Genomic DNA, 25,136 nt, shown 5'->3' on the forward strand with positions numbered 1-25,136 from the left:
TCACACTGACACGAGCCCTCCTCTGACTCCGACGGTCAGGACGACGAAGGCGCCCGGAGTACCGGTCGTCCCTGGCACCCAGGACCATGGTCTCCGAGCGACGAAGATCAGACCCCCAACCAGCACCAGCCCAAGCCAAATCACTCGTTGGGGACCTGTTCATCGCAGAGAGCCCGCGATGGTTTGCGGTGGTCTAGTCGGCCGGTACTCCGGCCGGCTTAGCGGGCAGGTTTTCGCAGTCCCAGGAGGGCTGTGGGAGCCATGTGAGCCAGCCGTGCAATCGCGGCCGGCCCGAGGCCGGCTGCGTGCATTGGCGCCTTTCTTTGCCCCGCGTTTCTTTGGCGCAGCAAAGAAATGCGGGTCGGGGTTCGGGGGTGAAGCCCCCGAGGGCTCCCACCAAGGAGCGCAAACACCATGACAACGACGCTCCTCGACGTCAACGGCATCGAAGTCATCTACAACCACGTCATCCTGGTTCTCAAAGGCGTGTCCTTGCAGGTGCCGGAAGGCCGCATCGTGGCCTTGCTCGGGGGCAACGGCGCCGGCAAGACGACGACCCTGCGCGCCGTTTCCAACCTGCTGCAGGGCGAGCGCGGTGCGGTGACCAAGGGCCGCATCGAGCTGCGCGGCGAGCGCATCGACAACCTCAGCCCCGCGGCCCTGGTGCAGCGCGGCGTCGTGCAGGTGATGGAAGGCCGGCACTGCTTCGCCCACCTGACGATCGAAGAGAACCTGCTGACGGGGGCGTTCTCGCGCAAGGACGGCAAGGCCGCGCTGCGCGAGTCGTTGGAGAAGGTCTATCACTACTTCCCGCGCCTGAAAACCCGCCGCAGCAGCCAGGCCGCCTACACCTCGGGCGGCGAGCAGCAGATGTGCGCCATCGGCCGCGCGCTGATGGCCCAGCCGCGCCTGGTGCTGCTCGATGAACCCAGCATGGGCCTGGCGCCGCAGATCGTCGAGGAGGTGTTCGGCATCGTGAAGACGCTGAACCAGCAGGAGGGCGTGAGCTTTTTGGTGGCCGAGCAGAACACCACCGTGGCCCTGCGCGTGGCCGACCACGGCTACATCCTGGAAAGTGGCCGCGTGGTGCTGGACGGCAGCGCCGCCGAGCTGGCCGAGAACCAGGACGTCAAAGAGTTCTACCTGGGCATGGGCAGCGGCGAGCGGCGCAGCTTCCGCGACAGCAAGTCCTACAAACGAAGAAAGCGTTGGCTGGCATGAGGGCCCACCCCCGAAGCGCTTCGCGCCCTACGGGCCAGCCAAGCCCAGAGGTCTTGGCCTTCGGCAGGCACAGCCAGCCCTCAGGGCTGGCAGCGTCCGGCCTCAGCCCCCTCAAGGGGGCGTCGCCAGTGGCCCGGCAAAGCCGGTTCCACGGCGCCCGCTTGATGAGTTGTGCCCAGCGTCTGCAACCCAATGGAGGACCTTGTGAGCGATGAACCCTGGGGCTTTGCCCCACCGCCCTTCAAGGCGGCCGAAGCCTTGGTGCAACTGCAGCGCGCGCTGCGCGACCAGGGCCTGAAGGAGCGTGAGCGGGGCTTCGAGCAGGCTGGCAAGCGCGTGCTGGAGTACGAGCTGGGCGAGGGGCAGATCGCCATCCGCCTGGCGCAGCGTCTGCAAACGAATACGCCGAACTGGGACCGCTTCGCGCTCAAGAGCGCGGCGGACCAGCGCAAGCTGCTGGACGAAGTGAAGAAGCGCCTGGCGCGCTGGCGCGATGAAGACTGAACCCGGCGCCGGCTTCTTTGACCGGCTGGAGCAGCGCCCGCCCGCCGAGCGCGAGCAGGCGCAGTTCGCTCAAGCGCGCGCGCTGCTTGCCCGCCTGCAGGTCCACACGGCCTATGGGCAGGAGCAGCTTGCCGGCTTCGATGCTGCCGCCCTGCAGGGCCGTGCCGACCTGGCCCGCCTGCCCGTGCTGCGCAAGGCCGACATCGCCGCTCGCCAGGCCGCGCTGCGCCCTTTCGGCGGCCTGACCCTGCCGGATGCCGCGCCGCGCAAGGTCTTCCAGTCCCCCGGCCCGATCTACGAGCCCGAGGGCCACGGCCCCGACCCGTGGCGCCTGGCACGCGCGCTGTTCGCGGCCGGTTTTCGCGCCGGTGATGTGGTGCACAACAGCTTCAGCTACCACCTCACACCGGCTGGCTCGATGTTGGAGGGCGGCGCCCTGGCGCTGGGCTGCAGCGTGCTGCCGGCCGGCGTGGGCCAGACCGAGCTGCAGCTGCAGGCCGCGCGGGAGCTCGGCTGCAACGCCTACACCGGCACGCCAAGCTTTCTGCGCATCCTGCTGGAACGCGCCGGCGACGCGCCGCTGGGCTTGCGCAAGGCCCTGGTGAGCGGCGAGGCCTTTCCGCCCGGCCTGCAGGACTGGGTGGCGGCGCGCGGCGTGCAGGCCTACCAGTGCTACGCCACGGCGGACTGTGGGCTGATTGCCTATGAGACCCCGGCGCGCAGCGGCCTGGTGGTGGATGAGGGCGTGATCGTCGAGATCGTGCGCCCGGGTTCGGGCGAGCCCGTGGCCGAGGGTGAGGTGGGCGAGGTCGTCGTCACCCGGCTGGATGCGGCCTACCCCTTGATCCGCTACGCCACCGGCGACCTGTCGGCCTTCCTGCCCGGCCCCAGCCCCTGCGGGCGCAGCAACCGGCGCCTGCGCGGCTGGCTGGGCCGGGCCGACCAGAGCGCCAAGGTGCGCGGCTTGTTCGTGCATGCCGGACAGGTGCAGCAACTGCGCGAGCGCTTTCCCGAGCTGACTGGACGCATGCGCTGGGTCATCGAAGGGCAGGACGCGCAGGACCGTTTCACCGTGCTGCTGGAAGCCGCCGAACCCGCCGACGGCTGGGCCGAGCGCCTGCTGCAGGCCGTGCGCGACATCACCAAGCTGCGTGCCGAATTGCGCTGCGTGCGCGAATTGCCCAACGACGGTCGGCTCATCGACGACCGGCGCTGAGTAGCATCGGCTGCATGGCGGCAGCAGCGTATGGGTGGATGCGCAGGAGAGCGGCATGGCGGGCCTGAACCCGCTGCGCCTGGCGTGCCGCGTCTGGACGCTTGGGCTGACCCTGTGGGCGACCCAGGCGCCGGCTGCCGAGGGGCCGCTGCGCCTGTGCATGGCCGAATCTGCGGCGCTGCCGGCCCGCGTGTGGCAGGAAGCGGGGCTGGGCGAGCCCGCGCAGCGCCAGCTGGACGTCTTCACCGCCGCGCTACTGGCACGCCAGGCCGAGCGGCCCGTGCAGGCCCTGGTGCTGCCCTGGCGGCGCTGCCTGCTGGAGGTTCAGAATGGCCGGGTGGATGGCGTGCTGGGCCTGAGCTACACGCCCGAGCGGGCCGAATGGGCCGTGTTTCCGCTGCGCCAGGGCCGGCCGGACGACGCCTTGCGCCTGCGCCGCGACGCCTACCACTGGTACGTCAACACCACCCAACCGCCGCGCTGGGATGGCGCGCGCCTGCAGAGCGACAAGCCTCTGCGCCTGGGCACCGTGGCGGGCTATTCGGTGGTGGCCCTGCTGCACCAGCAGGGCTACGAGCTGGACACCCAGACCGCCAACAGCGCCGCCACCTTGCGCATGCTGGCCCTGGGCCGGCTGGATGCCGCGGCGCTGCTGCCTGGGGAAGTGGAACCCTGGCTGGCACGCGAGCCGACCTGGTCCCGCCACATCCAGCGCCTGGATCCGCCACTCGAACAGCGCAGCTACTTCCTGGCCTTCAGCCAGGCCTATGCCCAACGCGAGCCCGAGCAGCTCGCGCGCATCTGGCAGGCCCTGGCGGTGGTGCGGGATTCAGCCCTGCAGCGCCGCGCGGAAGCGGACGCGGTGGGCGGCTGAGCGCGCCTCAGAACTGCATCGGGATGGTGACCGGCCCGTCGTTCACCAGATGCACCTGCATGTCCGCCGCAAACACGCCGCTGGCCACCTGGGGGTGCAGGGCGCGGGCTTGGCGCAGCAGGTCCTCGTAGAGCTCGCGGGCCTGCGCCGGCGGCGCCGCACTGGAAAAGCTCGGGCGGTTGCCGCCGCTGCAGTCGGCCGCCAGCGTGAACTGCGAGACCAGCAGCAGGCCGCCCTGCACATCCACCAGGCTGCGGTTCATCTTGCCTTCGGCATCCGAAAAGATGCGCAGCTTCAGCAACTTGGACAGAAAGCGCGCGCCCGTCTCAGGGGTGTCGGCGGGTTCGGCGCACACCAGCGCCAGCAGGCCCGGGCCGATGGCACCGACCACCACACCGTCCACCTCCACGCGTGCCTCGCGCACCCGTTGCACAACCACCTTCACAGCGCATCCTTCTTGTCGTCAAAGTGCGCCTCCACATCGGAAGGCAGCAGCTGGATGGTGGCGCGCAGGCCCGGCACGGCGGCCATCAGCGCCTGCTCCACCGAGCCGCGCAGCGCGGCGGCGCGGCCCAGGGTCCAGCCCGCCGGCATGTGCATGTGCAGGTCGGCGTAGCGCCGGCTGCCGGCGCGGCGGGTGTGCAGATGGTCGAAGCGGATCGTGGGATGCGCAAACTCGGCCAGGGTGCCGTGGATGCGTTCCACCCATTCGGGCTCGAGCGCGCGGTCCATCAGCCCGTCCACGGCCGCGCGCATCAGCTTGAAGCCTTCACGCCCGATGTGCAGGGCCATCAGCAGGGCGGCGGCGGCGTCCAGCCACAGCCAGCCCGTCAGGTGCACCAGCAGCAGGCCCGCCACCACACCGGCCGAGGTCCAGACATCGGTGATCAGGTGCCGCGCATCGGCTTCCAGCGCAATCGAGTGGTGTTCGCGCGCCGCGCGCAGCATGCCCCAGGCCAGCGCGCCGTTCAGCGCCGAGCTCAGCACCGAGAGCAGCAGGCCCAGGCTCAGGTCCTCCAGCGGCTGCGGCTGCAGCAGGCGCTGCACCGCGGCCGCGCCCATGGCCAGCGCGGCGCCCAGGATCAGCAGGCCCTCGAAGCCCCCGCTGAAGTACTCGGCCTTGTGGTGGCCATAGGGGTGTTCTTCGTCCGGCGGCTGCGCGGCCAGGATCACCATGGCCAGCGCGAACAGCGCGCCGGCCAGGTTGACCAGGGACTCCAGTGCGTCCGAGAGCAGGCTGATCGAGCCGGTGGTCCACCAGGCGGCGGTCTTGAGGGCCATGGTGGCCAAAGCCACCGCCACGGAAAGCTTGAGGTAAGAGCGCGGCTGCATGCTGGCATTGTGGGCGGAGGGCTGATGCACCCGCTTCCTAGAATCCCCCGCAGCTCCCCCTTCCTTGATGCCGGTTCAACCTTCCTCCTTTCGCGCACCGCGCCGCTGGGCCCTGGCCCTGCTGCTGGGGGTTGCGGCTGGCCTGGTGCCGGCCGCGCCGCTGCGCGTCTGCATGACCGACGTGCCGCACGCCCCCTGGCGCCTGCCGGACGCCGACGGCCGCGTGCGGGAGGCCGGGCTGGACTTCCGGCTGCTGCGCGAATTCGAACGCCTGGGTGGTTGGCAGGTGGAAGTGCAGCTGCGCCCCGGCAAGCGCTGCCTGCTCGATCTGCAGCATGGCCTCAGCGACGCCACGGTGGGTCTGAGCCACAACAGCGAGCGTGCCGACCTGTTCGTCTACCCGCTGCGCCAGGGCCAGCCCGATGCGCGCCTGGCGCTGCGCTTCGACAGCTACTCGCTCTACCGCCTGCCGCGCACCGAGCTGCATTGGGACGGCGTGCAACTGGTGCTGCCCAAGGGTGGTGCCATCCTTTCCCAGCCTGGGCATACCTCCTCGCTGTTCCTGCGCGAGCGAGGCGTGGCCGTGGACGAGCGCCTGCGCAGCGCCGAGGCGCTGCTGCGTGCCGTGCTGGCGGGTGAAGCGGCGCTGGCCGCGCTGCACACCACCGAGGCCGAGTCCCTGCGCGCCCAGCACCCCGAACTGGCCGGCCTGGTGCAGGTGCAACCCCGCTTGATTCAGAAACCCTACTTTGTGGTTTTTTCGAAGGCCTTCGCGCAACGCCACCCCAGCCAGCTGGGGGCGCTGTGGCAGCAGTTCCAGCGCGCTGCCCAGTTCCCGGACTACCAGCGCGCCGCGCAGGAAGGGGCCGTGCAGGGGGCTCCCTAGAATCGCCCGACCCCTTTCGAGCGAGCGCGCGAGCCCCCCATGAGCAGTTCCGTCCAAGCCCCCGACGTCACCCACATCGCCCCGCGCGAGAAGGCCGAGATCCTCAGCCAGGCGCTGCCCTATATCCAGCGCTTCCATGGCAAGACCGTCGTCATCAAGTACGGCGGCAATGCCATGACCGATCCGGAGCTGCAGCAGGATTTCGCCGAGGACGTGGTGCTGCTCAAGCTCGTGGGCCTGAACCCGGTGGTGGTGCACGGCGGCGGCCCGCAGATCGAGAACGCGCTCAACAAGCTCGGCAAGAAGGGCCACTTCATCCAGGGCATGCGCGTCACCGACGACGAGACCATGGAGGTCGTCGAGTGGGTGCTGGCCGGACAGGTGCAGCAGGACATCGTCGGCCTGATCAACAAGGCCGGTGGCAAGGCCGTGGGTCTGACCGGCCGCGACGGCGGGATGATCCGCGCCAAGAAGCTCAAGATGGTCGACCAGAAGGACCCGACCATCGAGCACGACGTCGGCCTGGTGGGCGACATCGAGTCCATCGACCCCAGCGTCGTCAAGGCCCTGCAGGACGATGCCTTCATCCCCGTCATCTCGCCCCTGGGCTTCGGCAAGGACAACGAGAGCTACAACATCAACGCCGACGTGGTGGCCGGCAAGCTGGCCGAGGTGCTGAAGGCCGAGAAGCTGGTGCTGCTGACCAACACGCCGGGCGTGCTGGACAAGGCCGGCAATCTGTTGACCGATCTGACGGCGCGCGAGATCGACGCGCTGTTCGAGGACGGCACGCTCTCCGGCGGCATGCTGCCCAAGATCGCCTCGGCCCTGGATGCCGCGCGTTCGGGCGTGCATGCGGTGCACATCATTGATGGCCGCGTGCCGCATGCCTTGTTGCTGGAGGTGCTGAGCGATCAGGCCTACGGCACCATGATCCGCAGCCACTGAGCCGATCGTGCACTTGGTCCAGCCCGAGCCCGCCAAGCCGGCGCGGCTCAAGCCCGGCGAGCGGCGCGCGCAGATCCTGCGCGTGCTCGCTGCCATGCTGGAAGACCCGCGCGGCGAGCGCGTGACCACGGCGGCGCTGGCCGCGCGCCTGCAGCTGTCCGAAGCCGCGCTGTACCGCCACTTCGCCAGCAAGGCGCAGATGCTGGAGGCGCTGATCCAGCAGGCCGAGGAACAGCTGCTGGCCCAGGCCGAGCAGATCGCCGGCCTGGCCCAGCCTGCCGAGGAGCGTGCGCAACGCCTGATGCTGGCCCTGCTGCGCTTCGGCGAAGCCCAGCCCGGCCTGGCCCGCGTGCTGGTGGGCGACGCCCTGGTGGGCGAGCACGAGCGCCTGGCCCAGCGTGTGGAGCAGCTGTTCCAGCGCCTGGAGGCCACGCAGCGCCACTGGCTGCGCGAGGGCGACCTGGACAGCGCCCAACCCGGCGCCGATGCCCAGGGCCGCGCCGCGGTACTGATGGGCTTCGCCCAGGGCCGCCTGCTGCGCTTTGTGCGCTCCGGTTTCAAGCGCGCCCCGACCGAAAATTTGGAGCAATGGCGCCGCTGGCTGCCTGGATGAGATGGATGTGATCAGCCCTGCCGACTTGCTGGAGCGCTGCGTGCAGCTGCTCGAGCGCATCGATGCCCGCCAGGCCGGCGGCCTGCTCGAACCCGATTGGGGCGCGGCGCGTGCCTGGCGCCTGCGCCGCCTGGGCACCGCCCTGCAGCTGCAGCCCATCCAACAGCTCGCGCCCTTGCGCTTTGCCGATTTGTTGGAGATCGAGCCGCAGAAGGCGCGCTTCCAGCGCAATCTGGCCCAGTTCGCCGCCGGTCGCCCGGCCAACCATGTGCTGCTCTCGGGTGCACGCGGCTGTAGCAAGAGTTCGCTCGTCAAGGCCGCGCTGAACGAATGGCCGGAGCTGCGCCTGATTGAGGTGGACAAGGACGATCTGCACGAACTTCCGCTGCTGACCGAAGCCCTGGCGCGCCGCCCCGAACACTTCCTGGTGTTCTGCGACGACCTCAGCTTCGAGGCCGGGGAGGGCGGCTACAAGGCCCTGAAGTCCGTGCTGGACGGCACCGTGGCCGCGGGTTCCGAGCGCCTGCTGGTGGTGGCCACCAGCAACCGCCGCCACCTGATGCCCGAGCAGATGAAGGACAACCTCGAAGCCCGCGGTCGGGGGCCCGATGGCGAGATCCACCCCGGCGAGGCGGTGGAGGAAAAGGTCTCGCTGTCCGAGCGCTTCGGCCTGTGGATCAGCTTCTACCCCTTCAGCCAGGACGAGTACCTGGCCATTTGCGCCCAATGGTTGCAGGGCTTCGGCTTGGCGATGAACGACGAACTGCGTGCCCAAGCCCTGGTCTGGGCGCTGGAACGCGGCTCGCGCAGTGGCCGTGTGGCCTACCAATTCGCCCGCGATGCCGCGGGCCGCTCGAATGTCTGATGTGAAACAACCGACCGATGTGGCGGTGGGCGTGCTGCTGCGCGCTGCCGACCAGGAATTCCTGCTGACCTCGCGCCCGCCCGGCAAGGTCTACCCCGGCCACTGGGAGTTCCCGGGTGGCAAGTTCGAGCCCGGCGAGGACGCCCACCAGGCTCTGGCGCGTGAACTGCATGAGGAGCTCGGCATCACCATCGGCACCAGCGAGCCCTGGCGCATCGAGACGATCAGCTACCCGCACGCCACCGTGCGCCTGCACTTCCTGAAGGTGCGCGAATGGCGGGGCGAGCTGCACATGCGCGAAGGCCAACGCATGGCCTGGCAGCGCCTGCCCACGAGCGTGTGGCCGGTGCTGCCCGGCACCGTGCCGGTGCTGGACTGGCTGGCCGCCGAGCAGGGGCACGTGGGCGCTACTTATTCGAAGGAGCCGTCCACCGCCCCAGCCTGGCTGGACCAGGTGCGCTGGGACGAGCGCGGCCTGGTGCCGGTGATCGCCCAGGAGCAGGGCAGCAACGACGTGCTGATGGTGGCCTGGATGAACCGCGAAGCCCTGCTGCAGACCTGGGCACGCGGCCAGGCCGTCTACTGGAGCCGCAGCCGCAACAAGCTCTGGCACAAGGGCGAGGAGTCGGGCCATGTGCAGACCGTGCACGACATCCGCCTGGACTGCGACCAGGACGTCATCCTGCTCAAAGTGAAGCAGGAGCACGGCATCGCCTGCCACACCGGCCGCCATTCCTGCTTCTATCTCCAGCTCGATGGCGAAGGCTGGCAGGCCGTCGAGCCGGTGCTCTGCGACCCCGAGAGGATCTACCGATGAACGATCAGGTGCTGGCCCGCGTGGCCGACACGATTGCCGAACGCCGTGCCGCGGCCGACCCCGGCAGCAGCTACGTGGCCAAGCTGGCCGCCAAGGGCTTGGACGCGATGCTGAAGAAGGTGGGCGAAGAGGCCACCGAGTTCGTCATGGCCGCCAAGGATGGTGATGCCCAGAAGCTCACCTACGAAGCCGCCGACCTCTGGTTCCACAGCCTGCTGGCCCTGGCCGAACTGGGCGTGCGCCCCGAGGCTGTGCTGGCCGAACTGGCGCGCCGCGAGGGCCTCTCAGGCCTGGCCGAGTTTGCTTCCCGCCCCAAGGAGTGAGCGATGAACCCGCAGGAACAAGGCCTCTACAACGTCAGCCTGGTCAGCTATGTGCTGCACGCCATCGTCGCCATCGGTGCGGTGCTGCCGGGTTTCCAGCCCGGCGTGGCGCTGCTGCTGATCGCCATCGTCATCGACCTGGTCAAGCGCGGCGACGCCCAGGGCAGTTGGCTGGAGTCGCATTTCCGCTGGCGCCTGCGTTCGGTGCTGTTCGCCGGCCTGGCCTATCTGCTGACGAGCTGGCTGTGGTTCCTGCTGATCGTGCCCGGCTGGATCGCCTGGTTCTGCATCTCGCTCTGGTTCCTCTACCGCATCGTCACCGGCTGGAGCGCGCTGCAAGGCCGGCGCCCCATGGCCACTTCCTGAAAGATTCCCCATGAGCCACGACCCGAACTGCATCTTCTGCAAGATCGTTGCCGGCCAGATTCCCTCCAAGAAGGCGTTCGAGGACGAGGATCTGATCGTCTTCCACGACATCCAGCCCTGGGCGCCGGTGCATGTGCTGATCGTGCCCAAGTTGCACATCGTCAGCCACGCCGATCTCGGCCCCGAGCACCAGAGCCTGGCGGGCAAGATGATGGTGCTGGCCCCGAAGCTGATGCGTGACTTGGGCGTGAGCGGGGGCTTCCGTACCCTGATCAATACCGGGCGTGATGGTGGGCAGGAGGTGATGCACCTGCACATGCACGTCATGGGCGGGCCGCGTCCTTGGGCCAAAGGCTGATTTGCGGCCGGTTTCAGCACTGCCGCCAGCGGTGACAAACCTGTCCCCCGTCAAATCCACGCCATACACCGCGACCTAGAATCGCACTCTCTATCTCTGGAGCATGTAATGGGTGGTTTGAGCATTTGGCACTGGCTGATCGTGCTGTTGGTGGTCGTGCTGGTGTTTGGTACCAAGAAGCTCAAGAACGTGGGCTCCGATCTCGGTGCAGCCGTCAAGGGTTTCAAGGACGGCATGAAGGACGGCAGTGCGCCTGCTCCGAACGATCCGCAGCAGCGGGTCGGCCAAGCGAATGACGCCAACACGGTGGACGTGCAGGCGACCGAGAAGAAGACCCATTCCTGAGCGGTTCGCCGCTCCTAGCACGCAAAGGCGCCCATGCTGGACCTGGGTCTGGACAAGCTCGCCATGATCGGCGTGGTGGCGCTCATCGTCATCGGGCCGGAACGCTTGCCCAAGGTGGCGCGTACGGCGGGCCACCTGCTGGGCAAGGCGCGCCGCTATGTGGCGGACGTCAAGGCCGAGGTGAACCGTTCGATGGAGCTCGATGAGCTCAACAAGATGAAGTCGCAATTCCAGGAGGCTGCAGCAGAAGTCAGCGGCAGCCTGAACGAAGTGCAGACGACCTTCAACGAAACCTGGGCCAGCGGCGAATCTGCCGAACCCAACTGGAGCCCGGCACCCTACAAGCCGCCGCGCAAGAACTGGCGCATCCGGCGCTCCAACACGCCGGTCTGGTTCAAGCAGCGCAACGGGGTGCGGCGCCATGTTCAATCCGGCGCCGCGCGCGTGGCCCGCCACCGCCCCCGTCGATGAGCTCCAAACCGCAAGACCCTGACGACGAACTGGCCGGTACCGAGCAGCCCTTCGTCGAACACCTGATTGAGCTGCGCGACCGCCTGGTGCGCGCGCTGCTGGCCATCGGCCTGGGTTTTGGCCTGCTCTGCCTGTGGCCGGGCCCGGCCGGTCTGTACGACCTGCTGGCCGAGCCGATGACGCGCAGCCTGCCCACGGGCACCAAGCTGCTCGCCACGGGCGTGTTCTCCGGCTTCATGGTGCCGCTGAAGATCACGCTCATGGGCGGCTTCCTGATCGCCTTGCCCTTCGTGCTCTACCAGCTCTGGGCCTTTGTGGCGCCTGGCCTGTACTCGCATGAAAAGCGCTTCGTGCTGCCCCTGGTGGTCAGCAGCACGCTGCTCTTCTTCGTCGGCGTGGCGTTCTGTTACTTCATCGTGCTGCCGGCGCTGAGCAAGTTCCTGGTGGCGGTGGCGCCCACGGCGATCCAGGTGGCGCCGGACATCGAACAGTATTTCGGCACCGTGCTCACGCTCTTCCTGGTGTTCGGCATTGCGTTCGAGGTGCCGGTGGCCGTGGTGGTGCTCGCGGCCCTGGGCATCGTGTCGGTGGAAAAACTCAAGGAGTGGCGCGGCTACTTTGCCGTCGTGTCCATCGTGGTGGCGGCCATCGTCACGCCGCCGGACGTGATCTCGCAGCTGTCGCTCTTCATTCCGATGTGCGTGCTGTATGAGATCGGCATCTGGACCGCGGTGCTGCTGCGCCGCAACAAGGGCGGCGACGAGACTCAGTCCTCGACGTCCGGCTGATCCGGCTGGTCCGCGCGCGGCCGCACGCCCACCTGAACCTGCACGTCGAGCGCCTTGCTGCCGCGCAGCAGGCTGAGGCGGGCCGGCTTGTCCGGGGCGAGCGCGGCCACACGCTCCAGCAGCTGCTCCGGGCTGTGCACCGCCTGACCGGCGACGGCCTTGAGCACATCGCCGGCCTGCACGCCCGCCCGCGCCGCCGGCGCGCCAGCCACCACGGCGCTGACGAGCACCCCTTCCGAACTGCCCAGCTTCAGCGCCTGCACGAGCTCGGGTGTCAGCGAGCGCGTCTGCACGCCGATCCAGCCGCGGATGACGCGGCCGTCGCGCTGCAGGGCCTGCAGTACCTCGCGCGCCAGCTCGGCTGGGATGGCGAAGCCCACCCCCAGGCTGCCACCGCTGCGCGAGTAGATCGCGCTCGGAATGCCGACCAAGCGACCCTCGCGGTCCACCAGCGCGCCGCCGGAGTTGCCGGGGTTGATGGCCGCATCGGTCTGGATGAAGTTCTCGAACACATTGATGCCGAGCTGGCGGCGCTGCAGCGCGCTGACGATGCCAGCCGTCACGGTCTGGCCGACGCCAAAGGGGTTGCCGATGGCCAGCACCGGGTCACCCACGCGAAGGGCCTTGGAGTCGCCCCAGCGCGCCACCGGCAGGCCGGGCAGCTGGATGCGCAGCAGGGCCAGATCGGTCTCGGGGTCGCTGCCCACGCGCGTGGCCTCCACGCGGCGGCCGTCCTGTAGTTCCACCTCGATGCGGCGCGCGCCCTGCACCACATGGTGATTGGTCAGCACCAGGCCCTGGCCATCGACGATCACCCCGGAACCCATGCCCGCGCCGGGCTCGCCGCGCTGCTGCTCCACATCGATGGCCACCACGGCCGGGGCGGCCCGCCGTGCGGCCAGGCTCAGCTCGCCGGCACTCGTGGCAGGTGCCGGTGCCGCGCGTTCGAACCATTGCGGCTTCAGCGTCAGCAACACGAAGCCGGCGGCCAGAAGCACCGTACAGGCCTGGGCGAAAATCAACCACAGCCGCTTCAGCAAGGATCCCCCTCATGGTCGAACGCACGGAACTCGAGCGTTACCTCAGCGACGCCCTGTGCGTGAGCCAGTTTAAGGACTACGGACCGAATGGCCTGCAGGTGGAAGGCCGGCCGCAGGTGCAGCGCCTGATGGGGGGCGTGACGGCCAGCCGGGCGCTGATCGAGCAGGCGCTGGAGTGGCGCGCGGATGCGCTGCTGGTGCACCACGGCCTGTTTTGGCGGGGTCAGGACGGCCGCCTGACCGGCTGGCTGCGCCAGCGCGTGGGGCTGCTGCTCGGGGCGGACCTGAACCTGCTGGCCTATCACCTGCCGCTGGATGCTCACCCCGAATGGGGCAACAACGCCGCCCTTGGGGCGCGCCTGGGCTGGGTGGCGGACCAACGCCTGGGCGAGCAGCAGCTGGTGTTTGCGGGTGCGCTGCCGCAGGCTCTGTCGGCCCAAGGCCTGCAGCAGCAGTTGCAGGCGGCGCTGCAGCGCCCGGTGACCCTGCTGCCTGGCGACGGCCGCCCGTTGCGCCGCGTGGCCTGGTGCACCGGCGGTGCACAAGGCTATTTCGAAGCGGCGATTGCAGCGGGCGTGGATGCCTTCGTCACCGGTGAAATGAGCGAGCCCCAGCTGCACCTGGCACGTGAGACCGGCGTGGCCTTCTATGCCTGTGGTCACCATGCCAGCGAGCGCTACGGCGTGCAAGCCCTGGGGGCGCATCTGGCGCAACGCTTTGCGCTCGACTGGCAGTTCTGCGATCTGGACAACCCGGCATGAAGCCCATCCTTCTGACCCAGGGCGATGGGGCCGGCATCGGCCCGGAGCTGATCGTCAAGGCCTGGGCGCAGCGTCCGCCCGGGCCGGCCACGGTGGTGGGTTCGGCGGCGGTGCTGCGCCGCGCGTTGGCCCAGTGTGGTTTGCAGCGGCCCCTGGCCGTGCTGGACACGCCCGACGAGCCGGCACCACCCGGTGCGCTGGCGGTCTGGGAGCCGCCCGGCCTGCCGGATTCCCTGCTGGTGGGTGAGCAAGGGCAGGTGCGCGCCGATTGCGGTCGGGCCGCGGCGCGCTGCATCGAGACCGCCGTGGCGGCCATCCAAGCGGGGCAGGGCAGCGGACTGGTGACCGCCCCCATCCACAAGGAGGCCTTGCACGCCGCGGGGGTGAACTACCCCGGCCACACCGAGATGCTGCAGGCCCTGGCGGGCGTGCCTGCGGTGCGCATGATGCTGGTGAACGAAGAGCTCCGCGTCGTCCTGGTGACCGTGCATGTGGCGCTGCGCGAGGCCGTGAACCTCGTCACCCGTGCCTCGGTGCGCGACACGGTGCGGATGCTGGACGCCGCCCTGCGCGGCCCCTTCGACCTGGCGGCGCCGCGCATCGCGGTGGCGGGGCTGAACCCGCACGCGGGCGAGGGTGGACTGTTTGGCGACGAGGAACTGCGCGAGATCGCGCCGGCCGTGGCCGACTGCCGCGCCGTGGGAATCAATGCGCAAGGCCCTTTCGCACCGGACACCGTCTTCATGCGCGCGCGCACCGGCGAGTTTGACGCCGTGGTGGCGATGACGCACGACCAGGGCCTGATCCCTATCAAGTACCTGGGCCTGGACGAGGGCGTGAACCTGACCCTGGGTCTGCCCTTTGTGCGCACCAGCCCGGACCACGGCACCGCCTTCGACATCGCGGGCCGCGGCCTGGCCGACCCGCGCAGCCTGCTGGCGGCGTGGCGGCTGGCCGCACGCCTGTCGGATCAGCGGGTGGCGCCCGCCTTCGCAGCCGGCAGCAAGGCCGCGAGCTGATTGCGCGCGCGTGCGGTGGCGCGCTCCAGCAGGAAGGCGTTTTCCACCGTGCGCAGACGCTCGGTCTCGCAGAGCCGGCGCAGCATGCGCGCGGTCATCGTCACCGTCTTCGGGAACTGCTCGCCCTCGGTGAAGATGAAGAAGCTGCGCTGCGCGCTGATGTGGGTCAGCTTGACCTTCTTCCAGTCCGTGCCAGTGTGGATGCGGTAGGCGCAGCCCAGTTGCAAGTGGTCGAACAGGGCGGTGCCTGAGGTCGGCTCGGGTGCTTCGGCCTCAGGCAGGCCATCGATGCTGATGTCAACCGCCTGCAAGGGCGCCTCGGGCTCGGCGCCCAGGTCGATGTCGACCTGCCCGTTCCAGGCCACCTGGGCCTCGGCCACCAGGCCGACCTGGCTGGCCTCTTCGGGGGCGAAGACTTGTTCGAGATCGATGTCCAGCGCCGCCGTGGCGCGCAGGGCCTCCGCTTCGCCCGGCACCGCCAGACCGAAGGCCGCCTCGATGCGCTTGACCAGCAGGTTGTGGTCCAGCGGGGAGAGGCTCGGGGTCTTGAGCGACTCGGCATGCACGGGCAGCAGGTCGGCGAACAGCTGCTTGCGGATCGCCTCCGGGCTGCCCACCGTGTCCAGGCCAAGGTTGACGCCACGCACCAGCAGCGGCAGCTGGGCCAGGAAGTCCTTGCGCGCGGGCGAGCCGCCCTTGGGTAGCACCGAGACCGCCAGATCACGGCCCTGGCGGCGCGCCATCAGTTCCTGCGCTTCGCCCTTCGTGGAGGCCTCGACGATCACCGGCCCCCAATCGCGCGCCAGGAAGCGGCGCAGGAACTCGGGCAGCGGCAGATCGCCCAGCGCCTTCTCCAGCTGCTTCTGGTACTGCAGGCGCTGGCGCGCCAATGCTTCTTTGCGCTCCAGCAGCGCGGCGGTGTCCTGGCCTTGCGCCTGCAGGGTCTGCTGGGCCTGACCAGCGATGAAGGCGTCGAGTTGGTCGAGCTGGTTCTCGTAGGTCTTGATGCGCTCGAAGTCGCCGCCGGCGATCTCCTCGACCAGCTCGGAGACGCGCTTCAGGAAGCCCAGGCCGGGGTCGCGGCTGAAGTCCTCAAACGAGCAGGCCAATGAGGCCAGGCGGTTGACGAAGCGGCGCACCGGGTGGTTGCGCTTGGCAAAGAAGCTGGTGTCGCCCAGTGCGGCGCGCAGCACCGGCAGCTGTAGGCGTCCGAGCAGGCGCGCCATCTGGGGCGGCACCTTGGGGTCGGCCAGGATGGCGTCGAAGAGGCTCGCCACCACGTCGATCACCATGTGGTCGAGCGGTGTGTGAGTGGCCTGACGCAGCTCGTCACGGTGCTGGTGAATCAGATTGCCCGGCATGGCCGCCGTGGCGCTCGGATCGGCCAGCGCTGCCATGCTGACCGCCGGCGTGGCGACATGCAGGCGCCGCAGCAGGTCCATCACCATGGGTTCCACATGGCCCAGTCCGCCCTGGGCGCCGATGGGCGCCGGCGCGACAGGCTGACCGCCTGGGGCAGCGCCTTGGGCATCCGGACCTGCAGCCGGGCTGCCGGGCGGCCGTACGGCGGACTCGCTGGTGAGCGCACGCAAGTCCTGCGCCTTCAGCCCGCGCTGGCGGAACTGCACAGCCAGATCGGCGTAGCAAAGCTTCATCTGAAGCGACAGGCTGCGCGTGATTTCTTCGCTCAGGGTCTGGCGCAAATTGGCCTGGTCGGTGAGTTCGTCCACCGCATACATCAGTGCCCGGGCGACGATCTCGGGGCGCACCGGGTTGCGGTCCGGGCCCGCCTCGTCGTCGTTCAGCAGCGCACCGACGAAGGATTCGACGTCGCGCAACTCCCATTCGCAGCCATGGCCCAGCGCCTTGCCGATGCGGTCCGCCGCCACCAGGGCATCTACCGCGGAGTCATCCATCAGCGATAGCTCCCCCCAGGCGGAGGGGCGGTTGCGCACGGGCTCGCCGACCGTGCGGGCCTGCTCCCACTGCTGCTTCAGGCTGTGCTCGAAATTGCCGATGCACTGCGTGTGCTGCTGCCGCAGCAGGGCCTGCGTGAGCAGAAGCTCGTCGCGCCGCGAGGTCTTGAGGGCCGAGCCTGCCAGCTGCCCAGTGACTTCCTGCGTGCGCTCGAGCGCCTGCTCGAAAGCCTGGCTGAGGCGCTGCAGGGAGAGCTGGAGGTGGGGAGAGAGTGGGGTGGACATGGGTTGGAGCCGCGCGAGAAAGCGAGAGGGCGCCCAGGGGCGCCCATCATGCCGGAAGAGCGGGTTGTTTCAGCGCTTGAGGCTGTCGCGGATCTCGCGCAGCAGCACGATGTCTTCGGGCGTCGGGGCGGGTTCGGCCGGGGCTGCCGCGGGCGCCTCGCGCTTGATGCGATTGATCTGCTTGACCATCAGGAAGATCACGAAGGCCAAGATGATGAAATTCAGGGCCACCGTGATGAAGCTGCCATAGGCCAACACGGCACCGGCCTTCTTGGCCTCGGCCAGCGTGGCGGCCGTCTGGCCGGCCAGCGGGATGAAGTAGTTGCTGAAGTCCAGGCCGCCGAAGATCTTTGACACCACCGGCATGATGACGTCGCCCACCAGCGAGTCGACGATCTTGCCGAAGGCGCCGCCGATGATGACGCCGACCGCTAGGTCGATCACATTGCCCTTGACGGCGAATTCCTTGAACTCGGAGAAAAAGCTCATGGCCTGGACCTCTTGGATGGGGAGGGGCGCATTGTGAGCATGACGGCGGGGCGGCTTGTGGCGACTTTCCCGAGGGCGCCCCCAGGAAGGCCTTGACCCTGCCGCTAGAATCCGCGCCGCTTTGCGAGCGTGCTTGCCCCTTTTGCAGCATGCTCAGTGCGCCTGCCCCCTCGCCCGAGGGGCTCCGGACCCTCCGGAGCGGCGTGCCCGAAGAATCAGAAAACCCGCCAGAGGATGCTCATGAGCGATGTGGATAACAGCAAGCGCACGTGGATGATCGCCACGGGATGCGCGGGCGCAGTGGGCGGGGTGGCGGTGGCCGTCCCGTTTGTGAAGACCTTCAGCCCCTCCGAGCGCGCGCTGGCCGCCGGGGCCGCCGTCGAGGTGGACATCGGTGCCTTGAAGCCGGGCGAGAAGCTCACGGTGGAATGGCGCGGCAAGCCGGTCTGGATCGTGCGCCGCACGCCCGAACAGCTCGAGGCCCTGAAGAAGACCACGCCCCAGGTGGCCGACCCGGATTCCAAGCGCACCGCCTACCCGACGCCGGACTACGCCAAGAACGAGTACCGCTCGATCAAGCCCGAGTACTTCGTGGCCGTGGGCATCTGCTCGCACCTGGGTTGCTCGCCGTCCGACAAGTTCCAGACCGGCGCCCAGCCCTCGCTGCCCGATGACTGGAACGGCGGCTTCCTCTGCCCCTGCCACGGCTCGACCTTCGACATGGCCGGCCGCGTGTTCAAGAACAAGCCGGCGCCGGACAACCTGGAAGTGCCCCCGCACATGTACCTGTCCGACACCAAGCTGCTGATCGGCGAAGACAAGAAGGCATAAGGACCCAACATGGCCGAATTCAAGGAAGCGCCCGCGGGCGCCTCGGTGGGCGTGAAGACCATGACCTGGCTGGAGAACCGGTTCCCGACCGCGTTCGATGCCTACAAGGTCCACATGTCGGAGTACTACGCGCCGAAGAACTTCAACTGGTGGTACATCTTCGGTTCCCTGGCCCTCTTGGTGCTGGTGATCCAGATCGTCACCGGCATCTTCCTGGTGATGCACTACAAGCCCGACGCGAACCTGGCCTTCGCCTCGGTCGAGTACATCATGCGCGACGTGCCCTGGGGCTGGCTGGTGCGTTACATGCACAGCACGGGCGCCTCGGCCTTCTTCGTCGTCGTCTACCTGCACATGTATCGCGGCCTGATCTACGGCAGCTACCGCAAGCCACGCGAGCTGGTCTGGATCTTCGGTTGCGCGATCTTCCTGTGCCTGATGGCCGAGGCCTTCATGGGCTATCTGCTGCCCTGGGGCCAGATGAGCTACTGGGGTGCCCAGGTGATCGTCAACCTGTTCTCGGCCATTCCCTTCGTGGGGCCGGACCTGGCGCTGATGATCCGCGGTGACTTCGTCGTGTCCGACGCCACCCTGAACCGTTTCTTCAGCTTCCACGTGATCGCCGTGCCGCTGGTCCTGCTGGGCCTGGTGGTGGCGCATTTGCTGGCACTGCATGACGTGGGCTCGAACAACCCGGACGGCGTGGAAATCAAGAAGCACAAGGACGCGAACGGTCGTCCGCTGGATGGCGTGCCCTTCCACCCCTACTACACGGTGCACGACATCTACGCCGTGTCGCTGTTCCTGATGGTGTTTTGCGCGATCGTGTTCTTCTCGCCGGAGCTGGGTGGCTACTTCCTGGAGTTCAACAACTTCATCCCGGCCGATCCGCTGAAGACGCCGGCGCACATCGCCCCGGTCTGGTACTTCACGCCCTTCTACTCGATGCTGCGTGCCACCACCTCGGCCTTCATGCCCTTCATGTGGCTGTTCTTCGTGCTCGTGGGCCTGATCTCGGTGCGTCGCTCCAGCCTGCCGGCCTGGTTCAAGAGCGGCTACTGGGGCCTGATGGCGGTGCTGTTCTTCCTGTTCGGCGTGCCGGCGGTGCTGGGCGGCTGGATGGGCATGGAAATTACCAACCCGCTGCTGGCCGGCTTCGACGCCAAGTTCTGGGGCGTGGTGGTGATGGGCGGCACCGTGGTGATCCTCTTCTTCCTGCCCTGGTTCGACCAGTCGCCGGTGAAGTCGATCCGCTACCGCCCGGACTGGAACAAGTGGCTCTATGCCGTATTCGTGGTGGTCTTCCTGATCCTGGGCTATCTGGGTGTGCAGCCGCCGAGCACGGCCGGCACCATCGTGTCGCAGATCGGCACGCTGTTCTACATGGGCTTCTTCCTGCTGATGCCCTGGTGGAGCGTCAAGGGCGAGTTCAAGACTCCGCCCGACCGCGTGACCTTCCACGCCCACTGATCGCCCGGAGACGAACAACCATGAAGAAAATCCTCGCCTCCCTGATGACTGCCCTGAGCCTGAGCGCCTTCGCTTCGGGCGGCGGCGTGGCCTGGGATCGCTTCCCGACGGAGAAGATGAGCGACATGGCGGCGCTGCAAAACGGTGCCAAGCTGTTCGCCAACTACTGCCTGAACTGCCACAGCGCGGCCTACCACCGCTTCAACCGGCTGCAAGAGATTGGCCTGACGAAGGAGCAGATCAAGGACAACCTGATGTTCACTACCGACAAGGTGGGCGAGCAGATGAAGTCCGCGATCGATCCCAAGGAAGCCAAGGCCTGGTTTGGTGCCACGCCGCCGGATCTGACCCTGGTCGCCCGTTCGCGGGCCGATGGCGCCAAGGGCACCGGGGCCGACTACCTCTACACCCTGTGGCGCAGCTACTACCGCGACGACACCAAGGCCACGGGCTGGGACAACCTGGTTTTCCCCTCAATCGGCATGCCCCATGTGCTTTGGGAACTGCAGGGCGAGCGCAAGCCGGTGTTCGAGGAGCGTGAAGAGCATGGCCACAAGGTCCATGTCTTCACCGGCCGTTGGGATGTGGTGAAGCCCGGTCAGATGAGCGCGCAGCAGTACGACAGCGCGGTCGGCGATCTGGTGGCCTATCTGAACTGGATGGCCGAGCCGCAGCAGAAGCAGCGCTTCAGCCTCGGCGTGGGCGTGCTGGTGTTCCTGGGCATCTTTGCCCTGTTCGCCTGGCGCCTGAATGCGGTCTATTGGAAGGATGTGAAGTAAGCCCCTGCGCCTACTTCCCGGCGCAGTGCGGGGCCTCGGTGAGTCCGGCCGCGCACTGCGTCTTTGTTTTTTGATCTGACTTCGGAGTCCAGCACCATGATGGTCCTCTACTCGGGCACGACCTGCCCTTACTCGCACCGCTGCCGCTTCGTCCTGTTCGAGAAGGGCATGGACTTCGAGATCCGCGATGTGGACCTGTTCGCCAAGCCCGAAGACATCGCGCTGATGAACCCGTACAACGACGTGCCCATCCTGGTGGAGCGTGATCTGATCCTGTACGAGAGCAACATCATCAACGAGTACATCGACGAGCGCTTCCCGCACCCGCAGCTGATGCCCGGTGACCCGCTGGCCCGCGCCCGCGTGCGTCTGTTCCTGCTGAACTTCGAAAAGGAACTGTTCGCCTACGTGAACATCCTGGAGAACCGCAGCGGCGGCCCCAAGCCCACCGACAAGCAGCTCGAGAAGGCACGCAGCCAGATCCGCGACCGCCTGACGCAGCTGGCGCCGATCTTCCTGAAGAACAAGTTCATGCTGGGCGACGACTTCTCGATGCTCGACGTCGCCATCGCTCCGCTGCTGTGGCGCCTGGACTACTACGGCATCGACATGAGCAAGAACGCCGCGCCGCTGTTGAAGTACGCCGAGCGCATCTTCTCGCGCCCGGCCTACATCGAGGCGCTGACGCCGTCCGAGAAGGTGATGCGCCGCTGATCGGCCGACGATGCAAGCGACGCCCGACGATCTGCCCTCGACCCGGCCCTATCTGATCCGCGCGCTGCACGAGTGGTGCTGCGACAACGGCTTCACGCCCTACCTGGCCGTGCAGCTGGGTGCTGGCGTGCGCGTGCCCATGGAGTTCGTGCGCGACGGGCAGATCACACTGAACGTCGGTCTGGAGGCCACGCAAGGCCTGCAAATCGGCAATGAGTGGATCGAGTTCAAGGCCCGCTTCGGCGGCGTGGCGCGCGAGGTGCAGGTGCCCGTGGGTCAGGTGCTGGCGATCTACGCCCGCGAAAACGGCCAGGGCATGGCCTTTCCGGCGCCAGAGGCCTCCGCGGAGGCCGCCCAGGAACCCGAAGCACCGGCGCTGCGTCTGGCGCCTCAGCCTGGCAAAGGCGCCGACAAGAGCGCCGAGAAATGCGGTGACAATCCGCCGCCCGAGGATCCGGGGCCGCGCCCGACCCTGAAACGGGTCAAGTAAGCGCACCAGGCCTGCCGCGCAGGCCTCAGCCGGCTTAGCTCAGTTGGTAGAGCACCCGCCTTGTAAGCGGAAGGTCGTCCGTTCGATTCGGACAGCCGGCACCACATCACGCCATCACGCGGATGCGCAAGTTCTCCTCAGGCCCGTAGCGCTCCTTGAGCAGCATCTCCAGATGGGGCTTGAGCTGGCGCAGCTTGGCGGCCGCCGCGGCATTGCGCACCAGCAGGCTCCAGCCTTCGGCATCCAACGGGCCGGGCAGCAGGGCGCCATGCAGGCTGCGCGGCACGGCGGCCTTTACGCATTCCAGCCGAGCTCGCGAGCCGGCCATCAACTCCCCCAAGTGCACGAGCTGGTTGCTGGCGCGCAAGGCCTGACCGACCGTCAACGGGGCCGGAACGCTGGGCTTGACTCGGCGCGGCTGGACCATGGGCTCAGTGTAGGGGCCGCTGCTAACATCGCGCGCTTTGCCCGAGCCCCGTGCCGGGTTTGCCGCCCTTGTGAAGCGGCGTTCCGCCCCAAACTGGCGCGGCTTGCCGAACCGGCACCCCTAGAACAGCGATCACCCATGTTGCCCAAGCTCCTCACCTCCATCTTTGGTAGCCGCAATGAGCGCCTGCTGCGTCAGTACCGCAAGACGGTGCAGGCCATCAACGCGCTGGAGCCCCAGATCGAGGCCTTGAGCGACGAGGCGCTGCGTGCCAAGACCGCCGAGTTCAAGCAGCGTGTGGCTGGTGGGGAAAGCCTGGACAACCTGCTGCCCGAAGCCTTTGCCGTGTGCCGCGAGGGCAGCAAGCGCGTGCTGAAGATGCGCCACTTCGACGTGCAGCTGATCGGCGGCATGGTGCTGCATGCCGGCAAGATCGCCGAGATGCGCACCGGTGAAGGCAAGACCCTGATGGCCACGCTGCCGGTCTACCTGAATGCGCTGACCGGCAAGGGCGTGCATGTGGTGACGGTGAACGACTACCTCGCCCGCCGCGACGCCGAATGGATGGGCAAGCTGTACAACTTCCTGGGCTTGACGGTCGGCATCAACCAGAGCCATGTGCCGCGCGAGACCAAGCAGGAGGCCTACAACGCCGACATCACCTACGGCACGAACAACGAATACGGCTTCGACTACCTGCGCGACAACATGGTGCAGATGACCGAGGACCGCGTGCAGCGTGGCCTGGCCTATGCCATCGTGGACGAGGTGGACTCGATCCTGATCGACGAGGCGCGTACGCCGCTGATCATCTCGGGTCAGGCCGACGACCACACCGATGTCTACCTGCGCATCAACGCCATCGCGCCGCAGCTGAAGAAGCAGATCGGCGAGGCCGACCCGCGCACCGGCGAAGGCGTCATCGAGCCGGGCGACTTCACGGTGGACGAGAAGTCGCACCAGATCTTCCTGACCGAGGCCGGCCACGAGAGCGCCGAGCGCCTGCTGAACCAGGCCGGGCTGTTGCCCGAGGGCGCGAGCCTCTACGACCCCAGCAACATCTCGCTGGTGCACCACCTGTACGCATCCTTGCGCGCCCACCATGTGTTCCAGCGCGACACGCATTACGTGGTGCAAAACGGCGAAGTCATCATCGTGGACGAGTTCACCGGCCGCCTCATGACCGGCCGGCGCTGGAGCGACGGCCTTCACCAGGCCGTCGAGGCCAAGGAAGGCGTGGCCATCCAGGCCGAGAACCAGACCCTGGCCTCGATCACCTTCCAGAACTACTTCCGCATGTACGGCAAGCTGTCGGGCATGACGGGCACGGCCGACACCGAGGCCTACGAATTCCAAGAGATCTACGGCCTGGAAACGGTGGTCATCCCGCCCAACAAGCCGACCATCCGCAAGGACGAGCTTGACCTGGTCTACAAGACCACGAAGGAAAAGTACGAGGCGGTCGTCAAAGACATCCGCGCGGCGCACGAGCGCGGCCAGCCGGTGCTGGTGGGCACGACCTCGATCGAGAACTCCGAGATCGTCTCCACGCTGCTGGAAAAGGCCAAGCTGCCGCACAACGTGCTGAATGCCAAGCAGCACCAGCGCGAGGCCGAGATCATTGCCCAGGCCGGTCGTCCGGGTCAGATCACCATCGCCACCAACATGGCCGGCCGCGGTACCGACATCGTGCTGGGCGGCAACGTCGAGAAGCAGGTGCAGATCCTCGAGGCCGACGAGTCGATCCCCGCCGCCGAGAAGGAAGCGCGCATCCGCAAGCTGCACGACGAATGGCAGGGCCTGCACGAGCAGGTCAAGGCGGCGGGCGGCTTGCGCGTGGTCTCGACCGAGCGCCATGAGAGCCGCCGCATCGACAACCAGCTGCGTGGCCGTTCGGGTCGCCAGGGCGACCCGGGTGCCTCGCGCTTCTACCTCTCGCTGGACGATCCGCTGATGCGCATCTTTGCTGGCGAGCGCGTCAAGGCCATCATGGAGCGTCTGAAGATGCCCGATGGCGAGGCCATCGAGGCCGGCATCGTCAGCCGTTCGCTGGAGAGCGCGCAGCGCAAGGTCGAGGCGCGCAACTTCGACATCCGCAAGCAGCTGCTGGAGTACGACGACGTCGCCAATGACCAGCGCAAGGTCATCTACCAGCAGCGCAACGACATCCTCGAAGCCGCCGACCTGATGCCGCAGATTACGCATCTGCGCGAGGGGGCCATCACCGACGTGGTGCGTGCCCATGTGCCGGCCGAAAGCCTGGAAGAGCAATGGGATCTGCCCGGCCTGCAGCGCGTGCTGAAGGACGAGTGGCAACTCGACCTGGACCTGCTGGGCATGACCCAGGCCTCGGACTCAATCACCGACGAGGACATCCTCGCCAAGGTCATCCAGACCGCGCACCAGGCCTTCAATGCCAAGGTCGAGGCCATCGGCGCCGATCAGTTCATGCCCTTCGTGCGCATGGTGCTGCTGCAGAGCATCGACCATCGCTGGCGCGAGCACCTCGCGGCGCTGGATTACCTGCGCCAGGGCATCCATCTGCGCGGCTATGCGCAAAAGAACCCCAAGCAGGAATACAAGCGCGAGGCCTTCGAGCTGTTCGCCCAGCTGCTGGATGCCGTGAAGCTGGAAGTGACGCGAGTGCTGATGAACGTGCGCATCCAGACCGAGGCCGAGGCCCAGGCCGCTGCGGAGGCGGCGGCCCGTGCGGCCGCCGCCGAAGCGCCGCGCAACATGACCTATACGCATCCGAACGAAGATGGTTCGGTGTCGCAGGAGGCCGAACCCAACCAATTCGCCGGCGTCGGTCGCAACGATCCCTGCCCCTGCGGCAGCGGGCAGAAGTTCAAGTTCTGCCACGGAAAGCTGGCTTGACCCCCCCCGAAGCGGCCCAAGGGGCCGCCTCCCCCCAGGGGGCGACACCAGCGGCCCGGCCAAGCCGATTCCGCGGTGTCACATGATCCCCGCTGACTTCGTTTGACTTGG

29 protein-coding genes, 1 tRNA gene and 1 pseudogene are annotated in these 25,136 nt (G+C 67.8%); 25 read left to right on the plus strand and 6 right to left on the minus strand.

What is annotated here, in order from left to right:
- The first annotated feature begins 414 nt into the window (after positions 1 to 414).
- The 4 genes from I7X39_RS11475 (at position 415) to I7X39_RS11490 (ending at position 3,815) form a co-directional block, all read left to right on the plus strand.
- Positions 415 to 1,221, plus strand: coding sequence for an ABC transporter ATP-binding protein (locus I7X39_RS11475; protein WP_198111300.1), 807 nt, complete (start codon positions 415 to 417; stop codon positions 1,219 to 1,221).
- Positions 1,222 to 1,425: 204 nt separating this feature from the next.
- Positions 1,426 to 1,725 (plus strand): hypothetical protein, encoded by a 300-nt coding sequence (locus tag I7X39_RS11480; protein ID WP_198111301.1) that lies wholly within the window; start codon positions 1,426 to 1,428, stop codon positions 1,723 to 1,725.
- The gene (locus I7X39_RS11485) at positions 1,715 to 2,941 is read left to right on the plus strand and encodes a phenylacetate--CoA ligase family protein (protein ID WP_198111302.1); all 1,227 of its coding nucleotides are present in this window, start codon (positions 1,715 to 1,717) and stop codon (positions 2,939 to 2,941) included. The genes I7X39_RS11480 and I7X39_RS11485 overlap by 11 nt, the downstream gene beginning before the upstream one ends.
- Positions 2,942 to 2,996: 55 nt before the next feature.
- Entirely contained in the window at positions 2,997 to 3,815 is an 819-nt protein-coding gene (locus I7X39_RS11490; protein WP_198111303.1) for a substrate-binding periplasmic protein, read from the plus strand.
- Positions 3,816 to 3,822: 7 nt separating this feature from the next.
- On the opposite strand, the gene dtd is transcribed toward I7X39_RS11490, so the two are convergent.
- Together dtd and I7X39_RS11500 are read right to left on the minus strand one after the other, a co-directional pair.
- Complete coding sequence (dtd, locus tag I7X39_RS11495) at positions 3,823 to 4,260, minus strand: D-aminoacyl-tRNA deacylase (RefSeq protein ID WP_198111304.1); 438 nt, start codon at positions 4,258 to 4,260, stop codon at positions 3,823 to 3,825.
- Positions 4,257 to 5,147, minus strand: coding sequence for a cation diffusion facilitator family transporter (locus I7X39_RS11500; RefSeq protein ID WP_198111305.1), 891 nt, complete (start codon positions 5,145 to 5,147; stop codon positions 4,257 to 4,259). The genes dtd and I7X39_RS11500 overlap by 4 nt, the downstream gene beginning before the upstream one ends.
- A 67-nt stretch (positions 5,148 to 5,214) precedes the next feature.
- On the opposite strand from I7X39_RS11500, the gene I7X39_RS11505 reads away from it, so the two are divergent.
- The 12 genes and pseudogenes from I7X39_RS11505 to tatC all read left to right on the plus strand — a co-directional run bounded on the left by I7X39_RS11505 (position 5,215) and on the right by tatC (position 11,927).
- A complete protein-coding gene (locus I7X39_RS11505) occupies positions 5,215 to 6,033 on the plus strand; it encodes a transporter substrate-binding domain-containing protein (protein WP_198111306.1) in 819 nt (272 codons plus the stop codon).
- Between the two features lie 39 nt (positions 6,034 to 6,072).
- On the plus strand, positions 6,073 to 6,981 hold the full coding sequence (gene argB / locus I7X39_RS11510; RefSeq protein WP_198111307.1) for an acetylglutamate kinase: 909 nt from the start codon (positions 6,073 to 6,075) through the stop codon (positions 6,979 to 6,981).
- A 7-nt stretch (positions 6,982 to 6,988) separates the two neighbouring features.
- Positions 6,989 to 7,594, plus strand: a complete 606-nt coding sequence (slmA, locus tag I7X39_RS11515) for a nucleoid occlusion factor SlmA (protein ID WP_310739911.1) — start codon at positions 6,989 to 6,991, stop codon at positions 7,592 to 7,594.
- A 1-nt stretch (position 7,595) separates the two neighbouring features.
- Positions 7,596 to 8,459 (plus strand): ATP-binding protein, encoded by an 864-nt coding sequence (locus I7X39_RS11520; protein WP_198111308.1) that lies wholly within the window; start codon positions 7,596 to 7,598, stop codon positions 8,457 to 8,459.
- Positions 8,452 to 8,766, plus strand: a pseudogene (locus I7X39_RS23245) (NUDIX domain-containing protein); the annotation flags it as partial. The gene I7X39_RS11520 and the pseudogene I7X39_RS23245, both read left to right, overlap by 8 nt.
- Positions 8,767 to 8,859: 93 nt before the next feature.
- Positions 8,860 to 9,276: a phosphoribosyl-AMP cyclohydrolase gene (hisI, locus tag I7X39_RS11525; RefSeq protein ID WP_310739915.1), complete on the plus strand. Its 417-nt coding sequence runs from the start codon at positions 8,860 to 8,862 to the stop codon at positions 9,274 to 9,276.
- Positions 9,273 to 9,599 carry a phosphoribosyl-ATP diphosphatase gene (locus tag I7X39_RS11530; RefSeq protein WP_198111309.1) on the plus strand — a complete coding sequence of 109 codons (327 nt, stop codon included), beginning with the start codon at positions 9,273 to 9,275 and terminating at the stop codon, positions 9,597 to 9,599. Before hisI ends, I7X39_RS11530 begins: the two co-directional genes overlap by 4 nt.
- 3 nt (positions 9,600 to 9,602) lie before the next feature.
- On the plus strand, positions 9,603 to 9,965 hold the full coding sequence (locus I7X39_RS11535) for a DUF4870 family protein (RefSeq protein ID WP_198111310.1): 363 nt from the start codon (positions 9,603 to 9,605) through the stop codon (positions 9,963 to 9,965).
- A gap of 10 nt (positions 9,966 to 9,975) precedes the next feature.
- Complete coding sequence (locus I7X39_RS11540; RefSeq protein WP_198111311.1) at positions 9,976 to 10,323, plus strand: histidine triad nucleotide-binding protein; 348 nt, start codon at positions 9,976 to 9,978, stop codon at positions 10,321 to 10,323.
- 108 nt (positions 10,324 to 10,431) lie between these two features.
- Complete coding sequence (gene tatA, locus I7X39_RS11545) at positions 10,432 to 10,668, plus strand: Sec-independent protein translocase subunit TatA (protein ID WP_198111312.1); 237 nt, start codon at positions 10,432 to 10,434, stop codon at positions 10,666 to 10,668.
- A gap of 33 nt (positions 10,669 to 10,701) precedes the next feature.
- Positions 10,702 to 11,139 (plus strand): Sec-independent protein translocase protein TatB, encoded by a 438-nt coding sequence (gene tatB / locus I7X39_RS11550; RefSeq protein WP_198111313.1) that lies wholly within the window; start codon positions 10,702 to 10,704, stop codon positions 11,137 to 11,139.
- Positions 11,136 to 11,927 (plus strand): twin-arginine translocase subunit TatC, encoded by a 792-nt coding sequence (gene tatC, locus I7X39_RS11555; protein ID WP_198111314.1) that lies wholly within the window; start codon positions 11,136 to 11,138, stop codon positions 11,925 to 11,927. Before tatB ends, tatC begins: the two co-directional genes overlap by 4 nt.
- Here the strand turns inward: tatC and I7X39_RS11560 are convergent.
- On the minus strand, positions 11,906 to 12,964 hold the full coding sequence (locus I7X39_RS11560; protein WP_198111464.1) for a S1C family serine protease: 1,059 nt from the start codon (positions 12,962 to 12,964) through the stop codon (positions 11,906 to 11,908). The two genes, tatC and I7X39_RS11560, sit on opposite strands and share 22 nt — an antisense overlap.
- Positions 12,965 to 12,978: 14 nt before the next feature.
- Here I7X39_RS11560 and I7X39_RS11565 point away from each other — a divergent pair, with 14 nt between their 5' ends.
- Positions 12,979 to 13,728: a Nif3-like dinuclear metal center hexameric protein gene (locus tag I7X39_RS11565; protein ID WP_198111315.1), complete on the plus strand. Its 750-nt coding sequence runs from the start codon at positions 12,979 to 12,981 to the stop codon at positions 13,726 to 13,728.
- Complete coding sequence (gene pdxA / locus I7X39_RS11570) at positions 13,725 to 14,747, plus strand: 4-hydroxythreonine-4-phosphate dehydrogenase PdxA (RefSeq protein WP_198111316.1); 1,023 nt, start codon at positions 13,725 to 13,727, stop codon at positions 14,745 to 14,747. The genes I7X39_RS11565 and pdxA overlap by 4 nt, the downstream gene beginning before the upstream one ends.
- On the opposite strand, the gene I7X39_RS11575 is transcribed toward pdxA, so the two are convergent.
- On the minus strand, positions 14,699 to 16,948 hold the full coding sequence (locus I7X39_RS11575) for a DUF1631 family protein (RefSeq protein WP_198111317.1): 2,250 nt from the start codon (positions 16,946 to 16,948) through the stop codon (positions 14,699 to 14,701). The genes pdxA and I7X39_RS11575 overlap by 49 nt on opposite strands.
- Before the next feature lie 69 nt (positions 16,949 to 17,017).
- Positions 17,018 to 17,437, minus strand: a complete 420-nt coding sequence (gene mscL / locus I7X39_RS11580; RefSeq protein ID WP_198111318.1) for a large conductance mechanosensitive channel protein MscL — start codon at positions 17,435 to 17,437, stop codon at positions 17,018 to 17,020.
- A 240-nt stretch (positions 17,438 to 17,677) separates the two neighbouring features.
- On the opposite strand from mscL, the gene petA reads away from it, so the two are divergent.
- The 6 genes from petA to I7X39_RS11610 all read left to right on the plus strand — a co-directional run bounded on the left by petA (position 17,678) and on the right by I7X39_RS11610 (position 21,825).
- A complete protein-coding gene (gene petA / locus I7X39_RS11585; RefSeq protein WP_198111319.1) occupies positions 17,678 to 18,268 on the plus strand; it encodes a ubiquinol-cytochrome c reductase iron-sulfur subunit in 591 nt (196 codons plus the stop codon).
- 9 nt (positions 18,269 to 18,277) lie between these two features.
- Positions 18,278 to 19,738: a cytochrome b gene (locus tag I7X39_RS11590; RefSeq protein WP_198111320.1), complete on the plus strand. Its 1,461-nt coding sequence runs from the start codon at positions 18,278 to 18,280 to the stop codon at positions 19,736 to 19,738.
- Positions 19,739 to 19,758: 20 nt separating this feature from the next.
- The gene (locus tag I7X39_RS11595; protein ID WP_198111321.1) at positions 19,759 to 20,517 is read left to right on the plus strand and encodes a cytochrome c1; all 759 of its coding nucleotides are present in this window, start codon (positions 19,759 to 19,761) and stop codon (positions 20,515 to 20,517) included.
- 96 nt (positions 20,518 to 20,613) lie between these two features.
- The gene (locus tag I7X39_RS11600; protein WP_127684191.1) at positions 20,614 to 21,231 is read left to right on the plus strand and encodes a glutathione S-transferase N-terminal domain-containing protein; all 618 of its coding nucleotides are present in this window, start codon (positions 20,614 to 20,616) and stop codon (positions 21,229 to 21,231) included.
- 10 nt (positions 21,232 to 21,241) lie between these two features.
- Entirely contained in the window at positions 21,242 to 21,721 is a 480-nt protein-coding gene (locus I7X39_RS11605) for a ClpXP protease specificity-enhancing factor (protein ID WP_198111322.1), read from the plus strand.
- 28 nt (positions 21,722 to 21,749) lie between these two features.
- Positions 21,750 to 21,825, plus strand: a tRNA-Thr gene (locus I7X39_RS11610).
- A 2-nt stretch (positions 21,826 to 21,827) separates the two neighbouring features.
- Here I7X39_RS11610 and I7X39_RS11615 read toward each other — a convergent pair.
- Positions 21,828 to 22,148 carry a hypothetical protein gene (locus I7X39_RS11615; protein ID WP_198111323.1) on the minus strand — a complete coding sequence of 107 codons (321 nt, stop codon included), beginning with the start codon at positions 22,146 to 22,148 and terminating at the stop codon, positions 21,828 to 21,830.
- A 138-nt stretch (positions 22,149 to 22,286) separates the two neighbouring features.
- Here I7X39_RS11615 and secA point away from each other — a divergent pair, with 138 nt between their 5' ends.
- Positions 22,287 to 25,025, plus strand: coding sequence for a preprotein translocase subunit SecA (secA, locus tag I7X39_RS11620; protein ID WP_198111324.1), 2,739 nt, complete (start codon positions 22,287 to 22,289; stop codon positions 25,023 to 25,025).
- Positions 25,026 to 25,136 lie beyond the last annotated feature (111 nt).

Source organism: Inhella proteolytica (assembly GCF_016093275.1).
Taxonomy (GTDB): Bacteria; Pseudomonadota; Gammaproteobacteria; order Burkholderiales; family Burkholderiaceae_C; genus Inhella; species Inhella proteolytica.

Coding starts and splice junctions, on each gene's coding strand:
- I7X39_RS11475 (WP_198111300.1), top strand. CDS start 415: ATGACAACGACGCTCCTCGACGTCAACGGCATCGAAGTCATCTACAAC.
- I7X39_RS11485 (WP_198111302.1), top strand. CDS start 1,715: ATGAAGACTGAACCCGGCGCCGGCTTCTTTGACCGGCTGGAGCAGCGC.
- I7X39_RS11490 (WP_198111303.1), top strand. CDS start 2,997: ATGGCGGGCCTGAACCCGCTGCGCCTGGCGTGCCGCGTCTGGACGCTT.
- I7X39_RS11500 (WP_198111305.1), bottom strand. CDS start 5,147: ATGCAGCCGCGCTCTTACCTCAAGCTTTCCGTGGCGGTGGCTTTGGCC.
- I7X39_RS11505 (WP_198111306.1), top strand. CDS start 5,215: ATGCCGGTTCAACCTTCCTCCTTTCGCGCACCGCGCCGCTGGGCCCTG.
- argB (WP_198111307.1), top strand. CDS start 6,073: ATGAGCAGTTCCGTCCAAGCCCCCGACGTCACCCACATCGCCCCGCGC.
- I7X39_RS11520 (WP_198111308.1), top strand. CDS start 7,596: ATGGATGTGATCAGCCCTGCCGACTTGCTGGAGCGCTGCGTGCAGCTG.
- I7X39_RS11530 (WP_198111309.1), top strand. CDS start 9,273: ATGAACGATCAGGTGCTGGCCCGCGTGGCCGACACGATTGCCGAACGC.
- I7X39_RS11535 (WP_198111310.1), top strand. CDS start 9,603: ATGAACCCGCAGGAACAAGGCCTCTACAACGTCAGCCTGGTCAGCTAT.
- I7X39_RS11540 (WP_198111311.1), top strand. CDS start 9,976: ATGAGCCACGACCCGAACTGCATCTTCTGCAAGATCGTTGCCGGCCAG.
- tatA (WP_198111312.1), top strand. CDS start 10,432: ATGGGTGGTTTGAGCATTTGGCACTGGCTGATCGTGCTGTTGGTGGTC.
- tatB (WP_198111313.1), top strand. CDS start 10,702: ATGCTGGACCTGGGTCTGGACAAGCTCGCCATGATCGGCGTGGTGGCG.
- tatC (WP_198111314.1), top strand. CDS start 11,136: ATGAGCTCCAAACCGCAAGACCCTGACGACGAACTGGCCGGTACCGAG.
- I7X39_RS11565 (WP_198111315.1), top strand. CDS start 12,979: ATGGTCGAACGCACGGAACTCGAGCGTTACCTCAGCGACGCCCTGTGC.
- pdxA (WP_198111316.1), top strand. CDS start 13,725: ATGAAGCCCATCCTTCTGACCCAGGGCGATGGGGCCGGCATCGGCCCG.
- I7X39_RS11575 (WP_198111317.1), bottom strand. CDS start 16,948: ATGTCCACCCCACTCTCTCCCCACCTCCAGCTCTCCCTGCAGCGCCTC.
- mscL (WP_198111318.1), bottom strand. CDS start 17,437: ATGAGCTTTTTCTCCGAGTTCAAGGAATTCGCCGTCAAGGGCAATGTG.
- petA (WP_198111319.1), top strand. CDS start 17,678: ATGAGCGATGTGGATAACAGCAAGCGCACGTGGATGATCGCCACGGGA.
- I7X39_RS11590 (WP_198111320.1), top strand. CDS start 18,278: ATGGCCGAATTCAAGGAAGCGCCCGCGGGCGCCTCGGTGGGCGTGAAG.
- I7X39_RS11595 (WP_198111321.1), top strand. CDS start 19,759: ATGAAGAAAATCCTCGCCTCCCTGATGACTGCCCTGAGCCTGAGCGCC.
- I7X39_RS11600 (WP_127684191.1), top strand. CDS start 20,614: ATGATGGTCCTCTACTCGGGCACGACCTGCCCTTACTCGCACCGCTGC.
- I7X39_RS11605 (WP_198111322.1), top strand. CDS start 21,242: ATGCAAGCGACGCCCGACGATCTGCCCTCGACCCGGCCCTATCTGATC.
- I7X39_RS11615 (WP_198111323.1), bottom strand. CDS start 22,148: ATGGTCCAGCCGCGCCGAGTCAAGCCCAGCGTTCCGGCCCCGTTGACG.
- secA (WP_198111324.1), top strand. CDS start 22,287: ATGTTGCCCAAGCTCCTCACCTCCATCTTTGGTAGCCGCAATGAGCGC.